This window comes from Bradyrhizobium sp. S69 (genome assembly GCF_009766005.1).
Taxonomy (GTDB): Bacteria; Pseudomonadota; Alphaproteobacteria; order Rhizobiales; family Xanthobacteraceae; genus Bradyrhizobium.
The window spans coordinates 7341-22628 of the sequence record NZ_LMUK01000036.1 but is presented as its reverse complement, the minus strand read 5'-3'; the positions used below and the strand labels follow the sequence as shown (position 1 = coordinate 22628).

The following is a 15288-nucleotide window of genomic DNA, read 5'->3' as shown; positions in this document are numbered from 1 at the left end:
GACGGGCTTCATTGCCGCGATCGCTACGCGCTGGGGATCTCGTCCATGACCGACCGCCTCAACATTCTCATCATCGGCGGATATGGAATCTTCGGCGGCCGCATCGTCGAATTGCTGGAAGACGACCCGCGGCTGAGCCTGACCGTCGCCGGCCGGTCGCTGCAAAAAGCCAGCGCCTTCTGCCAGGCGCGCCATCAAGCCAAAGCGCAGCTCGTTCCCGCCGCGTTCGATCGCAACGGCGATCTCACAGCCCAGATTGCATCGCGGCGGCCCGATATCCTGGTCGATGCCAGCGGCCCGTTTCAGGCCTATGGCGATGATCGCTACCGCGTCATTGAAGCCTGTATCGGCCAGCGCGTGAACTATCTCGATCTGGCCGACGGCTCGGATTTCGTCGCCGGGGTCGGCGGGTTCGACGCGGCTGCCCGGACCGCCGGCTGCTACGTGCTGTCAGGCGTTTCCAGTTTTCCCGTCCTCACCGCCGCGGTGGTCCGCCACCTTTCATCCGATATGGAACGGGTGGACACGATACATGGCGGCATCGCCCCGTCGCCCTTTGCAGGGGTGGGCGAAAACGTTATCCGCGCCATTGCCGGTTATGCCGGTCAACCGGTTGCGCTCAAGCGCGACGGCAAGACCGCGACGGGCTATCCCTTTACCGAGCAGTTGCGCTTCACGGTGGCGCCGCCGGGCCGGCTGCCGTTGCACAATACGATGTTCTCGCTGGTCGACGTTCCCGACCTGCGCGTACTGACCGAACTGTGGCCCGACGCCACCACGATCTGGATGGGCGCAGGTCCGGTTCCCGCGATATTGCACCGTGCGCTGGCGGCTCTGGCGTGGCTCGTGCGTTGGAGATTGCTCCCGACCGTGTCGGGTCTCGCGCCGCTGATGCATTGGGCGACCAACCATCTGCGCTGGGGCGAGCATCGCGGCGGCATGTTCGTTGCGGTGAAAGGGACCGACAGATCGGGCGCACCATCCAGCCGATCGTGGCACCTGCTCGCCGAAGGCGACGATGGCCCGCTGATTCCATCGATGGCGGTGCAAGCGCTGGTACGAAATATCCTCGACGGGAAGCTGCCCGCGCCGGGCGCGCGTGCCGCCGTGCGGGATCTGGAACTTGCCGACTATGAAAGGCTGTTTGCCAACCGGACGATTTATGCCGGCGTCAGAGACGACAGCCCGGTAGCCGCCGCACCGCTCTACGCGCGGGTGCTGGGAACAGCCTGGAACGAGTTGCCCGGCGCGATCAGGAATCTGCACGATTTCGACACGACGGCTTCGGCGCGAGGGCGCGCCAGCGTCGAACGCGGCGGCAGCCTGCTGGCGCGTTTGGCCGCGTTCATCATCGGTTTTCCCAAGGCGGTTGCCGATACGCCGGTCAGCGTGGAATTCGGTGCCTCTGATGGCACCGAGACATGGACCAGGAGATTCGGCGACCAAGTCCTTTCAAGCCAAGCCTTTTCAAGCCGCCAATTCGCCGGCAACGAAAAATCGGCAGCGCTGCTGTGCGAGCGCTTCGGCCCGCTGACCTTCGCGATGGCGCTGGTCGTGGAGAACGAGCGATTGTCGCTGCGGTTGCGCCGCTGGACCGCCTTCGGCATCGCGCTTCCGATGTGGCTATGCCCGCGCTCGGACTCCTATGAGACCACCGAAGACGGCCAATTCCATTTCCATGTCAGGATCTGGCATCCCCTGACGGGGCTCATCGTTCGATACAAAGGCTGGCTGGAGCCAGATCGGCAAGCGCACGCCAATAGAGGCCAGCCAAAGCCCTCTGATGGCAGGCCGCCTCAAATCTTCTGATTATATTCGCCGACCTCGGGATGGGTGCGCAGCACCGAATCCATCGCCTCGAACAGGTCGCGCATCCGTTGCTCGGACACCGGGCTTTCGACCACCACCACCAGTTCCGGCTTGTTGGACGACGCCCGCACCAGGCCCCAGCTGCCGTCCTCGACCGTGACCCGCACGCCGTTGACGGTGACGAGATCGCGGATCGATTGGCCCGCGACCTTCTCGCTCTTGTTCTGCATCGCCTCGAAATGCTTCACCACGGAATCGACGATGCCGTATTTGGCCTCGTCCGTGCAATGCGGCGACATGGTCGGCGACGACCAGGTCTTCGGCAGCGCGTTCTTCAAATCCGCCATCGACTTGCCGGGCGCCCGGTCCATCATTTCGCAGACCGCGATCGCCGAGATCAGACCATCGTCATAGCCGCGGCCGAACGGCTTGTTGAAGAAGAAGTGGCCGGACTTCTCGAAGCCCGCCAGCGCGCCGAGTTCGTTGGTGCGGCGCTTCATGTAGGAATGGCCGGTCTTCCAGTACGTGGTCTTGGCGCCCTGCTTTTGCAGCACGGGATCGGTGACGAACAGCCCGGTCGATTTCACGTCGACCACGAATTGCGCATTGGGGGTGATCGCCGACATGTCGCGCGCCAGCATCACGCCGACCTTGTCGGCAAAGATCTCCTCGCCGGTATTGTCGACCACGCCGCAGCGGTCGCCGTCGCCGTCAAAGCCCAGTCCGACATCGGCCTTGTGCTCCAGCACCGCGTCGCGGATCGCGTGCAGCATTTCCATGTCTTCGGGATTGGGATTGTATTTCGGGAAGGTATGATCGAGGTTCGTGTCGAGCGGCACCACCTCGCAGCCGATCGCCTCCATCACCTGGGGCGCAAACGCGCCCGCGGTGCCGTTGCCGCAGGCGACCACGACCTTGAGCTTGCGCTTCAGTTTCGGGCGCTTGGTGAGGTCGGCGATGTAGCGCGCCGGGAAATTCTCGTGGAACTGATAGGAGCCGCCGACCTTGTTTTTGAAATCGGCGTTGAGCACGATCTCCTTGAGGCGGTTCATTTCGTCCGGGCCGAAGGTCAGCGGACGGTTGGCGCCCATCTTGACCCCGGTCCAGCCATTGTCGTTGTGCGACGCCGTCACCATCGCGACGCAGGGCACGTCGAGCTCGAACTGGGCGAAATACGCCATCGGCGTCATGCACAGCCCGATGTCGTGAACCTTGCAGCCCGAGGCCAACAGCCCCGAAATCAGTGCATATTTGATCGAGGCCGAATAGCTGCGGAAATCATGTCCGGTGACGATTTCCTGTTTGGCGCCGAGCTCCGAGATCAGCGCGCCGAGCCCCATGCCCAGCGCCTGGATGCCCATCAGATTGATTTCCTTGCCGAACAGCCAACGGGCGTCGTATTCGCGAAACCCGGTCGCCTTCACCATCGGCTCGGATTCGAAAGCATAGGTGTTGGGAACCAGCACGGATTTCGGCTTTGGAAACATGCGAATGGCCTCATTCGGGGGGCGGATCGGGAAAGCACGGTAGTCATAACGCAGGCACAGCGGAAGGCGGGACAGCCGTCTTTTGGCGATTAATTAGGACGGATGTGTGGAGCGTCATCCACCCATCTTTGCACGGCGGCGCAATACGCCGCGCTGTTGCGCCCTACGAGCTGCTTGACCGTGATCGCTCCGACCCGGCATGGTTTCTGAACCATGGATGGGCCTTTCAACGAAAATATCCAAAACGACCCCATGCAAAGTAGCATGGTCCGGCCTTTTGAGCGATCCCGCAAAAACATTTTGACACGTCGGGCAAATCACCGGCATATCTTCATCGTCGCAAGAATTAGGCCCGCGCCGGAAAATCCGCTGCGGGCTTTTTGAATCAGACGATACGCTGTCAGGCCATACGCTGCCGAGCGCGCCGAACCTGACCAATCGACGCTTCCGCCATTGCGCAAGCCATCCTTCAAGCACTCAAACACTTAAAACCAACCCAGCCCTCTCCGCGAGGGCGCGGTCACATCACGGGCTCACCCGGAGGTGTCCGCAACTACCTGTAGGTGATCCATCATGCCTGGTTACTCTCTGGTGCCGGTCGACTATCAGCCGGATTTCGATGACCACTCGCTCGTTCCCGTTGACTACGATCCGTTCGCCGCGGATGGCCCTGCTCAACAGGCGCAGATTCAACAGGCCCAGGCCGAGCCGCAAGGCCCGCCGCAGCAACCGCCCGCAACGGGAGCCGGTCAACCCGATGCCGGTGCGCCGGCTGCAGGCGGTGATGGTGCAGCCCCCAACCTGACTTTGGATCAAGGCGCAGCCAAAGCTGCTCCCTTTGGCGGCTACGCTAATCCCACGCCAACAGACCCCCCTACATCGAATGGTGTCCTAGCTCCCCTGCGCGATGAAAATCATATGGTTGACAGCTATGTTTATAAAAAATTTTCCACTGGCACTCCACCAGCGGGCCCTCAGATTACTGCCGCCGAGAGTAATCGCAAGATCACTGCCACTGACAACGCCAACCGCACGAATTTCGGCGGGATTTATGGACATACGCTCACGTATTCAGAACCAGATACCGACAACTTGCTAACAATCAACGCTGCCGACCCGACTGGTTTGTTGGTAGCGACCCCGGTTGAAGGCGATCCGAGCCGCGTGACTATCAGGGAGTATAAAGGCTACTAGGCCCTGTATTTATAACCCGGCGACGTAACTCTATGAAGGCTAAGTCCGTCTGCCATATTACCGACCAAGCCTATGCGGCAGCGGTATGTCGCCAAGGACCACGACCTGAAATTCGCCACCGTTCGGCTTTACTATGGCGGTCTATCAGTGTGAATTTTGGAAGGGCTGCACGGACTGGCTTCGCTCAGGAGATGATCTTCATGGCTATCCGCCTGTTTAATGTTGTGTGTCTGGCTGCCCTGGTCGTCTTTCCTGCATATGGCCAGAGCGTACCTGCACCAGGCCAAGAAATAGCGGCCATAACAACCTACCTCCAGTTCATCACCGAGGACGACGTTGACCAGCGCACCAAGCTCGATTTGCTGCTTGCGCAAAAGCAGGTCGACAGGGAAGGAGTGATCGGTGAGTTGTCTGAAGACTCGTTCAAGATTGTAAAGGCCGAGGGAGCTGGCTTGCTATCGGATGCTCTCGTCGACAAAGCCTTCGCGGACATGTGCTCGCGACTCGGTGTCGCGCCGGCAGATCTGATGAAAACCCTGGAGGAGAAGGGCATCCGGCCCGACACTCTGAGAAAGCGCCTCAAGTCTGATGTTGCTCGGGAACGTCTGGCGCGAATGCCGAGCCGTGGTTACGAAGATCGACTCGATCACCCTCTCATTCCCAAAATGTGAAAAGCAGCGTCTTAAATTTCCTCGATGCTCCTTGTATTTCCGCCTTGGTCATTTTCAGCTGATCCCCGCAGATGTCCTCCGCAGGTTGATGTGTGCATCTGCTCGTAAGCTCCGAAGCGCGCCTTGGAACTTGAATCAGGCTTCGGGCAGCGCCATCAAAGGTGGATTGGCAACCAAGGCGCCTTACTGCTCCAGCACCATCATGCCATTGGCGTATTCGAACCGCTTCAGCCTGGAGAGGAACGATAGTCCCAGCAGGTTCTCCGACAGCGACTCGTCGGGCAGCACCATGGCATCGACATCGCGCACCACCAGCCCGCCGACCTCGACCATGGCGATGCGGGTGCGCGCCGCCTTGATGGTGCCGTTGGCGGTCGTGACCTTGGCGGTGTAGTCGCCGGGCGTCGGACGGAAGCCGAATTGCGCCGCCGAGGTCTCGTTCAGCGCGATCACCGACGCTCCGGTATCGACCATGAAGCCGATGCGCTGACCGTTGATCCGGCCTTCGGTGGCAAAATGACCGCGGGCATCATGCGGGATATTGAGCGTGCGACCGGATGCCGGGGCGGCCTCCTCGACCGCGGCGACCTGCTGCGGAACGGTGCCGGCGCGGGCGGGCGTCATCCTGTCCGCCATCTGGGCCATCACGGTGCCGAGGCCGATCATCACAGCGGCGAAGATCATTATGTTACGCATGACGAACACTCGATCAAACACGGGGCGCGGCGATATCACCACGTCCGCCGCCAAGCCGCGACTAACGGCGGCCGCAGCGGCCGCTATTTCGGCCAATAGGATGACGGAAGCGTTAACGGGCAGCCGTCATACGCGGGCTTGACCCGCGTATCCATCGAACTTCGTAAGAATCTTTCGAAGCAGATGGATTGCCGGGCATAGGCGAGCGGAAGCGACGCCGTCCTTCGGACGACTATGCCCGGCAATGACGGCTTGTGGTACGATGTCCTCACGTCCCGCGCGGCTTGACCCGCCGGGTCGGCATCGCGCTGGCGGGATCCTCCGGCCAGGGATGCCGGGGATAGCGCCCGCGCAGGTCGGAGCGCACCGCGGCATAGCTGCCGCGCCAAAAGCCCGGCAAATCGCGCGTCACCTGCACCGGGCGGTGCGCCGGCGACAACAGTTCCAGCACCAGCGGTACCGCGCCTTTCGCAATCGACGGGTGGATGTTGAGCCCGAATAATTCCTGCAACCGGACCGCGATGGTCGGGCCCTGCTCGGCCTCGTAATCGATCGCAAGCTGGGTTCCGGTCGGCGCCTCGAAATGCATCGGCGCTTCCTTTTCCAGCCGCGCGCGCAATTCCCACGGCAACAGCCCCATCAGCGCATCGGACAAATCGCCGGAGGACAAATCCTTCAGCGCAATCTTGTCGTACAGCGCCGGCACCAGCCATGTCTCGCGTCCCGCGGCGAGCGAATCGTCGGAGAGGTCTGGCCAAAGCGATGCATCGCCTTCGGCCTTGCGCAGGAACATCACGCGATCTCGCCATTGTTTTGCAGGCTTCGACCATGGCAGCCGATCCATGCCAGCCGCGATCAGGCCATCGGCCAGCACCCGCGCGGTCTCCGCAGAAGGCGTAAGTGCTAGCGGGGCTTCCGATAGCGTGATCGCATGCAAGGTGCGCTTGCGCCGCGCCCGCAACGCCATTGCGCTTCGGTCGAACGAAATCTCATCGGCGATTTCGATCTCGTCGGCGAACCGCAGTTCGATGTCGGCCTGCGCGATCGGCGCCGCCAGCAGAATACGTCCCTGCGCCGCCGTTCCCGTCAGTTCGGCCACCGCGATATAGGGCGCACGCGCCAGCGCGGAGACCTGCTCCACCGAAGCCCCGCGCCCATTGGCCAGCACAAAACTGCCATTGCCCCGGTTGCGCGCGACGCGGTCGGGAAAGGCGAAGGCGAGCATGATGCCGGTGGACGGTAGTTCGTCGCTGGAGGGAGCGCTTCTCTTCCCCCCTCCCCCTTGCGGGGAGGGGGAAGAACCGCCTCGGCTCTCCGTCTTCTCACTCGCCACCTGCTCGGCCCAACGCCGCGCCAGGCTCCTTGCGCTGGTGGCGCGTTGCGAGCGGTCGCGGCGGAACTGGTCGAGCCGGTACTCCAGATCGACGCTGTCGCCGCCGAGACCGCGTTCGGTGAGGATGGCGGCAATCTCGGCGGCCTCCTCGCCGGCGCCGAGGCGATGCGAATCCACGATCATGCGGGCGAGCCGTGGCGGCAGCGCCAGCGCGCGCAGGCTGTTGCCCTCGGCGGTGATACGGCCATCGCCGTCGAGCGCGCCAAGTTCGCGCAGCAAACTGCGCGCCTCCTTCAGCGCCGGCGCCGGCGGGGGATCGAGAAACGCCAGGCTGGCGGGATCGGTTACCCCCCATTGCGCGAGGTCGAGCACCAGCGACGACAGATCGGCGCTGAGGATTTCGGGCTGGGTGTAGGCGGCCAGCGACGCGGTCTGCGGCTCGTCCCACAGCCGGTAGCAGATTCCGGGCTCGGTGCGCCCGGCGCGGCCGCGGCGCTGATCGACCGCGGCGCGCGAGGCGCGCACGGTCTCCAGCCGGGTCAGCCCGATATCCGGTTCGTAGCGCGGCACCCGCGCCACGCCGGAGTCCACGACGATGCGCACCCCTTCGATGGTCAGCGAGGTCTCGGCAATCGAAGTCGCCAGCACCACCTTGCGATGCCCCTTCGGGGCGGGCGCGATCGCGCGATCCTGCACGCCGGCGTCGAGCGCGCCGAATAATGGGACGATCTCGATTGAAGCGTCGTGGATCCGTTCGCCGAGAAAATTCTGGGTGCGGCGAATTTCCGCGGCTCCCGGCAGAAACGCCAACACCGAGCCTGGATCGGCGCGCAGCGCCATCGCGATCGCATCGGCCATCTGCCGCTCCAGCGGCGCATCGGCCTTGCGGCCGAGATAGCGCGTCTCGACCGGAAAGGCGCGGCCCTCGCTGGCGACCACCGGCGCATCGCCGAGCAGCTTTGCCACGCGCGCACCGTCGAGCGTTGCCGACATCACCAGGATGCGCAGATCCTCACGCAAGCCGGTTTGCGCATCGCGCGCCAGTGCCAGTCCCAGATCGGCATCCAGCGAGCGCTCGTGAAACTCATCGAACAGCACCGCCCCGATGCCGGACAATTCGGGATCGTCGAGAATCTGCCGGGAGAAGATGCCCTCGGTGACGACCTCGATCCGGGTCGCGCGCGACACTTTCGAGCCGAACCGGACGCGGTAACCGACGGTCTGGCCGACCGGTTCGCCCAGCGTCTTGGCCATGCGTTCGGCGCTGGCGCGGGCCGCGATCCGGCGCGGCTCCAGCATGATGATTTTCTTGTTTCCGGGACCTTTCTCGAAAGCAAGCCCCTTCTCGGAAGCAAGCCATGGCGCATCGAGCAGTGCCAGCGGCACCCGCGTGGTCTTGCCGGCGCCGGGCGGCGCCACCAGCACGGCGGCGTTGCCGCGCTCGAGCGTACCCGCCAGTTCGTCGAGCACCGCGTCGATCGGCAGAGGGGTGTCGAAGCTGCGCATGCGGCCAGTGTCACTCGTTCTTTCCCTCTCCCCTTGTGGGAGAGGGTGCCGTAGCGAAGCGAAGGCGGGTGAGGGGTATCGGCTTCTCGTTATGCCGCGACCCCTCACCCGCCTCGCATCTAACGATGCGAGCCACCCTCTCCCACAAGGGGAGAGGGGACAATCATTTCTTTCCTTCGGGGGCGCGGCCGACGCTTTCATAAATGAAGCCGAGCGCCACCGCGTCTTCGGGGCGATAGATGTTGCGCAGGTCGACGATCACCGGCTGCGCCATCGCGGCCTTGACGCGTTCAAGGTCGAGGGTGCGGTACTGCACCCACTCGGTCACCACCACCATGGCGTCAGCGCCGCGCACGCAGTCGTAGGGATCGTCGCAATAGTCGATATCGGGCAATTCGCGCCGGGCCTGCTCCATGCCGACCGGATCATGCGCGCGAACCTTGGCGCCCATGTCGAGCAGGCCGGTCACCAGCGGAATCGACGGCGCCTCGCGCATGTCGTCGGTGTCGGGCTTGAAGGTGAGCCCGAGCACCGCGACGGTCTTGCCGCGCAGATTGCCGCCCGCGGCGTTGGCGACCTTGCGCGCCATCGCGCGCTTGCGGTTGTCGTTGACCGCCAGCACGGCCTCGACGATGCGCAGCGGCACATCGTGGTCGAGCGCGATCTTGACCAGCGCGCGGGTATCCTTGGGGAAGCACGATCCGCCGAAGCCGGGGCCTGCATGCAGGAATTTCGAGCCGATGCGGTTGTCGAGCCCGATGCCGCGCGAGACTTCCTGGACGTCGGCGCCGACCTTTTCCGCAAGGTCCGCGATCTCGTTGATGAAAGTGATCTTGGTGGCGAGAAAGGCATTGGCGGCGTATTTGATCAATTCAGCGGTGCGCCGCGCCGTGAACATCAGCGGCGCCTGGTTGAGCGACAGCGGCCGGTAGACGTCGCCGAGCACCTTGCGGCCGCGTTCATCCGAGGTTCCGACCACGATACGGTCCGGGAACTTGAAATCGCGGATCGCAGCGCCCTCGCGCAGGAACTCCGGATTGGAGGCGACCACGACATCCGCCGACGGATTGATTTCACGGATCAGGCGCTCGACCTCATCGCCGGTACCGACCGGCACGGTCGATTTGGTGACCACGACCGTAAAGCCCGCCAGCGCGGTCGCGATCTCGCGCGCGGCGGCGTGGACATAGCTCAGATCGGCATGGCCGTCGCCGCGCCGCGACGGCGTGCCGACCGCGATGAAAACCGCGTCGGCTTCGGCGACCGGCGCCGTCAGGTCGGTGGTAAAATCCAGCCGGCCGGCTTTCACATTGGCGGCCACCAGCGCATCGAGGCCGGGCTCGAAAATCGGGATTTCGCCGCGTCGAAGGGCTGCGATCTTGTCGGCGTCCTTGTCGACGCACGTGACCTGGTGGCCGAAATCCGAAAAGCAGGCGCCGGATACCAGCCCCACATAGCCCGTGCCAATCATGGCAATCCGCATAAGACAACCTGCCTGTAATGGTTAATGACGACCCGATTTCGGGGCGGTCTTAGAGCATTTCAGGCGAATCGGAAACGGTCAGGTTCCAGAAAAGCGGCATGACATTTGTATGAATAAAGGAGAAAGAAACCGATCGGGCCGATGATGCCGCGGTTTAGCGCCGAAAAAGGACAGTGATGACCGCAAACGGCACATCCGCCGCGACACCTGGTTCCGTCCCCTCCGCGGGCGGTCGCGTCGATTGGGTCGATTACGCCAAGGGCATCTGCATTGTCATGGTGGTGATGATGCATTCGGTGCTGGGCGTCGAGGCCGCGGCCGACCAGACCGGTTTCATGCACGTCGTCGTGATGTTCGCCAAGCCGTTCCGGATGCCGGATTTCTTCCTGATCTCCGGGTTGTTCGTGTCGGTGGTGATCGACCGCGACTGGCGGGTCTATCTCGACCGCAAGGTGGTGCACTTCGCCTATTTCTATGTGCTGTGGGTGACGATCCAGTTCGGCTTCAAGGCGCCGTCGTTTGCTGCCGAATCGAACTGGGCCCATGTTGGGTTGTTGTATCTGGAATCCTTTATCGAGCCGTTCGGCACGCTGTGGTTCATCTACCTGCTGCCGATCTTCTTCGTCGTCATCAAGGCGACGCGGCGGATGCCGCCGCTGGTGATCTGGGGTCTGGCGGCGCTGCTGGAGATGGCGCATGTCGCGACCGGCTGGACCGCGATCGACGAGTTCGCCGCGCGCTTCGTCTATATCTATTCCGGATATCTGTTTGCCGATTATGTGTTCGCGCTGTCCGATCGCGCACGGGCGCGGCCTGATCTGGCACTGGCGGGATTGGCGCTGTGGGCGCTGGTCAATGGCGGCCTGGTGGCTTTGGGTGTCAGCGAATGGCCGCTGATCTCGATCGCGCTCGGGCTCGCGGGCGCCTGCGCCATCGTCACGCTGGGCACGCTGCTGGCGCGCGCGCACTGGCTGACATGGCTGCGCTTCTGCGGCGAGCATTCGATCGTGATCTATCTGGCGTTCTTCCTGCCGATGGCGACGACGCGGACACTGCTGCTGCGAACCGGATGGATCGCCGATATCGGTACGATTTCGCTGATCGTCACTGTCGCCGGCGTGGTCGGCGCGCTGGCGATCTGGCGCATCGCGCTGACGGCCGGCGCGACCTTCCTGTTCGAGCGCCCGGCCGCGTTCTGGATCGCGCCGAAGAAGTCCCGCACCACGCTGCAGCCGGCGGAATAGCCGCACGCTAGCGAGCGAGGCCGGGGTCCACTTTTCCGCGATTAGACACCTAGAGCCTTTTCGGTTCTGATGGAATCAGAACCGGGCTCTAGTCTTTTGCTTTGACGCGTTTTCTTGACGCGAACCGGTATCCACGGAGCCTGTCATCGGGCGCGCATTCGCGCGACCCGTTGGCTCGAAAACGCTCTACGGCACCAGATACAGCGAACCGCTGCTTCGCCCGGCCTCGAGATCGGCGTGCGCCTGAGCCGCGTCGCTCAGACGATAAGGCTTTCCGGTCGCGCGCAAGATGCCGTCCCGCACGGCGGATAACACGGCTTCCGCAGCGACCCGGTAATCCTGCGTGCCGTTCATGTAGGCCATGACACTGGGCCGAGCCAGCATCACGCTGCGCCGGGGGCCGAGATCCTCCACATCGATTGGCGGAATCGCGCCGGCCGACTGGCCGATGCTTGCGATCACGCCGAACGTTCGCACGCATTGCAGGGTCTTTGCCAGCGTCGCGCCGCCCACGCCATCATACGCAACATCCACACCGCGGGCTTCGGTGAGTTCGGCCACAGCACTGGCGAAATCGGCGTCCCGGCCGATGATGACATGATGCGCGCCGGCGTTGCGCGCTGTGGCGGCCTTGCCGTCTGAGCCGACAGTTCCGATCACGGTCGCGCCAAGATGCCTTGCCCATCGCGTCATCAACTGCCCTAGCCCACCGGCGGCGCTGTGGATCAGGACCGTCGTGCCCGAGCCAACGGGATAAACCCGCGTCAACAGCATGTGTGCCGTAATGCCTTTGACGAACACCGATGCCGCCACTTCGTCCGTAACACTTTCCGGCAATATCACCGCGCGCCAGGCAGGAAGATTCCGTTCCGACGTGTAAGCACCGACCGGCGCGCCGGCATAGGCGATCCTGTCACCTATTCGCGGCGACGTGACATTAGCGCCCAATTTGGTCACCACACCGACCGCCTCGACACCGGGTATCGCCACCGGTGGCAGCGGATAAAGCCCCATGCGCTGGTAGATATCGATGAAGTTAACGCCAATTGCGGTTTGGCGAACGCGGATTTCGTCCGGCCCCGGCGGCGGCAACTCGATCGTCACGCTTTCGAGCTGGTCGGCGGCGCCGGGCGATTTAAGTCTGATGGCATGGGTCATGGAGATGCTCCCGGGGTTCACCGAGGCACTTTGCAGCGAAATCCAAATATGCGAAATTACCCAAGACTTCATTCTTGATGTGAGATTTTGCACAATGCCCGATTGGGAAGATCTGCGTCATTTCGTGGTGCTGGCGCGGGAGGGCACATTGTCGGCCGCGGCGCGGCTGCTTGGGGTCGATCACGCCACCGTCGCCCGCCGCGTCGCCGCGCTCGAATCCGATACCGGGTTGAAACTGGTCGATCGCCGGGCACGCAGCTATCAATTGACCGATGACGGCCGGCGCATCGCGGCGACCGCGATGCCGATGGAAGAAGCGGCGTTCGCCGTCGGGCGCGCGGTGCAGGCGGCCAAGCCCGGCCTGCGCGGCGAAGTCTCGATCAGTTCGCCACCTTCGCTCGCCAATGCGCTGATCGCCCCGCAATTGTTTCGATTGCGTCGCCGGCATCCCGGCATCCAGATCAAACTGATTGGGGAAAAGCGAACAGCCTCATTGAACCGCCGCGAGGCCGACGTGGCGCTGCGGCTGTCGCGGCCTTCCGAACCGGGATTGATCGCCCGCAAGATCGGCAGCTTCGGCTTTAGCCTTTACGGCGCCGCCGCCTATCTGAAGCAAACGCCCCGTCACGCCCTTGCCTTCATCGCCTATGACGACAGCATGGACGACGCGCCTCAACAAAAATGGCTGAAGGCCATTGCCGCAGGCAACGAGATCGTGCTGCGCACCAGCGATCTGGAAAATCAGGCCGCCGCCGCGCGCACCGGCGTCGGGCTGGCGGTATTGCCGCACTTTCTTGGCGATCCCGATCCGCAACTCACACGTTATGAAACCACCCCCACGCCGCCCAGCCGTGAGGTGTGGCTTGTGGTTCATCGCGACCTGCGTCAAGCGCCCCTGGTGCGCGCGGTGATGGAGTTCCTGACCGATTGCATCAAGGCCAAATAACCAGGCTAGAGCGGGATGACTTATCTTCGAATCGTCATCCCACTCTAGTCTATTGTTTGAGCATGATCTCCGCGCAAACGCTTCGCGTTTGTCGCGAGGGAAAACCGGTGCCCACTTTTCCGGATCATGCTCTACGACGCGTCGTCGATCTTCACGCCATCCTTCATCTGCATGAGTTTCTCGCGAAACCCATCGGCATCGCCGAAATTCGCAAAGCCTAGATAATGCGGGTGCGGACCGAGGATGCGGCGGGCGTGCTTGATCGGGCACCAATAGACTTCGGTGCGCGACGCCACCTCGCGCACGAACGCGATCGCACCGTTGCAATAGGAGCAATAGGCGCAATTGATCTTCTCGATGATGTTGAGATAAGCGAGATGGTGGCGATCGAACACCAGATAGTCGCGGCGGCGCACCTTCGGAATCTTGTAGATCGGAAAACAGATCGCCTGATAGGCCATCACCCAGATGTCGACCAGCGCCACCGGGACGATCAGCGAATAGATCACCGGCGCAGACAGCACGATCAGCGGATTGGCATCGATGAAATAGCGGGATGCCCTGGTTTTGATAGCGCGGTGAATGCGCTTGACGTCCTGCTCGAACACGATGCGGCGTTTTTCGATCCGAAAACGCAGCTCTTCAGCACGCTTTGCCAGTTCAGCCTCGATCTCGGCCTCGACCGATCGCAGCTTCTCCGTCAAAACGTCGAGTTGCCCGGTCATGGATTGATCCCTTTGGGGTCGGAGGTTGCCGCAGGGGGTCATGGAACGGGTATGGATGCAACCCATTCCCGGGTGCAAAAATCCGGGCACATTCCGCCGCAGAGGCTGTCAACGCCGGCAAAAATCCTTACATTGCGGCCATGCCGAAAACATCCGAACAAGCCGCCGCAACGCCCGTCGCCGTCAAAGCCCTGAAGAAGGGCGATCACGTCTTTCTGGTCGACGGTTCCGGCTATATTTTCCGCGCCTATCACGCGCTGCCGCCGCTCAATCGCAAATCCGACGGCTTGCAGGTCAACGCCGTGCTGGGCTTCTGCAACATGCTGTGGAAGCTGTTGCGCGACATGCCGCCGGACAACCGGCCGACCCATCTCGCCATCGTGTTCGACAAATCGGAAGTCACGTTCCGCAACAAACTGTATCCCGAGTACAAAGCGCACCGGCCGCCGGCGCCGGAAGATCTGATCCCGCAATTTCCGCTGATCCGCGAAGCGGTGCGCGCCTTCGACCTGCCCTGCCTGGAACAAGGCGGCTTCGAGGCCGACGACCTGATCGCGACCTATGCGCGGGAGGCCGGCGAGCGCGGCGCCACCACGACCATCGTGTCCTCCGACAAGGATTTGATGCAACTCGTCACCGATCGAGTGACGATGTACGACACCATGAAGGACCGCCGTATCGGCATCCCGGAAGTGATCGAGAAATTCGGCGTGCCGCCGGCCAAGGTGGTCGAGGTGCAGGCCCTGGCAGGCGATTCCACCGACAACGTCCCCGGCGTGCCCGGCATCGGCATCAAGACCGCCGCGCAGCTGATCGTGGAGTATGGCGATCTCGAAACCCTGTTGCTGCGTGCCGGTGAGATCAAGCAGCCGAAGCGGCGCGAGGCGCTGATCGAGAACGCCGAGAAGGCGCGGATCTCGCGGCAATTGGTGCTGCTCGACGATCAGGTCAAACTGGACGTACCGCTCGATGAGCTCGCAGTGCACGAGCCGGATGCGCGCAAGCTGGTTTCGTTCCTGAAGGCGATGGAGTTTTC

12 protein-coding genes are annotated in these 15288 nt (G+C 62.9%); 6 read left to right on the top strand and 6 right to left on the bottom strand.

Annotation, left to right across the window (positions count from 1 at the left end):
* The first annotated feature begins 45 nt into the window (after nt 1-45).
* Complete coding sequence (locus tag GSQ88_RS14290; protein ID WP_159008398.1) at nt 46-1809, top strand: saccharopine dehydrogenase family protein; 1764 nt, start codon at nt 46-48, stop codon at nt 1807-1809.
* Here the strand turns inward: GSQ88_RS14290 and GSQ88_RS14285 are convergent.
* Nucleotides 1797-3296, bottom strand: a complete 1500-nt coding sequence (locus GSQ88_RS14285; protein WP_159008397.1) for a phosphomannomutase/phosphoglucomutase — start codon at nt 3294-3296, stop codon at nt 1797-1799. The genes GSQ88_RS14290 and GSQ88_RS14285 overlap by 13 nt on opposite strands.
* A 573-nt stretch (nt 3297-3869) precedes the next feature.
* On the opposite strand from GSQ88_RS14285, the gene GSQ88_RS14280 reads away from it, so the two are divergent.
* Together GSQ88_RS14280 and GSQ88_RS14275 are read left to right on the top strand one after the other, a co-directional pair.
* Entirely contained in the window at nt 3870-4490 is a 621-nt protein-coding gene (locus GSQ88_RS14280; protein WP_159008396.1) for a hypothetical protein, read from the top strand.
* A 200-nt stretch (nt 4491-4690) separates the two neighbouring features.
* Entirely contained in the window at nt 4691-5161 is a 471-nt protein-coding gene (locus GSQ88_RS14275) for a hypothetical protein (protein WP_159008395.1), read from the top strand.
* 183 nt (nt 5162-5344) lie between these two features.
* Here the strand turns inward: GSQ88_RS14275 and GSQ88_RS14270 are convergent, their stop codons facing one another.
* The 3 genes from GSQ88_RS14270 to GSQ88_RS14260 all read right to left on the bottom strand — a co-directional run bounded on the left by GSQ88_RS14270 (nt 5345) and on the right by GSQ88_RS14260 (nt 10179).
* Nucleotides 5345-5857 carry a TIGR02281 family clan AA aspartic protease gene (locus tag GSQ88_RS14270; RefSeq protein WP_159008394.1) on the bottom strand — a complete coding sequence of 171 codons (513 nt, stop codon included), beginning with the start codon at nt 5855-5857 and terminating at the stop codon, nt 5345-5347.
* Nucleotides 5858-6125: 268 nt separating this feature from the next.
* A complete protein-coding gene (gene hrpB / locus GSQ88_RS14265; protein WP_174248015.1) occupies nt 6126-8696 on the bottom strand; it encodes an ATP-dependent helicase HrpB in 2571 nt (856 codons plus the stop codon).
* 163 nt (nt 8697-8859) lie between these two features.
* Nucleotides 8860-10179: a UDP-glucose dehydrogenase family protein gene (locus tag GSQ88_RS14260; protein WP_159008393.1), complete on the bottom strand. Its 1320-nt coding sequence runs from the start codon at nt 10177-10179 to the stop codon at nt 8860-8862.
* 176 nt (nt 10180-10355) lie between these two features.
* On the opposite strand from GSQ88_RS14260, the gene GSQ88_RS14255 reads away from it, so the two are divergent.
* Nucleotides 10356-11423: an acyltransferase family protein gene (locus GSQ88_RS14255; protein ID WP_159008392.1), complete on the top strand. Its 1068-nt coding sequence runs from the start codon at nt 10356-10358 to the stop codon at nt 11421-11423.
* A 186-nt stretch (nt 11424-11609) separates the two neighbouring features.
* Here GSQ88_RS14255 and GSQ88_RS14250 read toward each other — a convergent pair whose 3' ends face one another.
* Nucleotides 11610-12581 carry a quinone oxidoreductase family protein gene (locus GSQ88_RS14250; RefSeq protein ID WP_159008391.1) on the bottom strand — a complete coding sequence of 324 codons (972 nt, stop codon included), beginning with the start codon at nt 12579-12581 and terminating at the stop codon, nt 11610-11612.
* 94 nt (nt 12582-12675) lie between these two features.
* Between GSQ88_RS14250 and GSQ88_RS14245 the strand changes: the two genes are divergently transcribed.
* Nucleotides 12676-13527 (top strand): LysR family transcriptional regulator, encoded by an 852-nt coding sequence (locus GSQ88_RS14245; protein ID WP_159008390.1) that lies wholly within the window; start codon nt 12676-12678, stop codon nt 13525-13527.
* Nucleotides 13528-13658: 131 nt separating this feature from the next.
* Here GSQ88_RS14245 and GSQ88_RS14240 read toward each other — a convergent pair whose 3' ends face one another.
* Nucleotides 13659-14252: a hypothetical protein gene (locus tag GSQ88_RS14240; RefSeq protein WP_159008389.1), complete on the bottom strand. Its 594-nt coding sequence runs from the start codon at nt 14250-14252 to the stop codon at nt 13659-13661.
* 140 nt (nt 14253-14392) lie between these two features.
* Between GSQ88_RS14240 and GSQ88_RS35650 the strand changes: the two genes are divergently transcribed.
* Nucleotides 14393-15288, top strand: an 896-nt coding sequence (locus GSQ88_RS35650) for a 5'-3' exonuclease (protein ID WP_283810683.1), incomplete at its 3' end; no start/stop codon positions are given.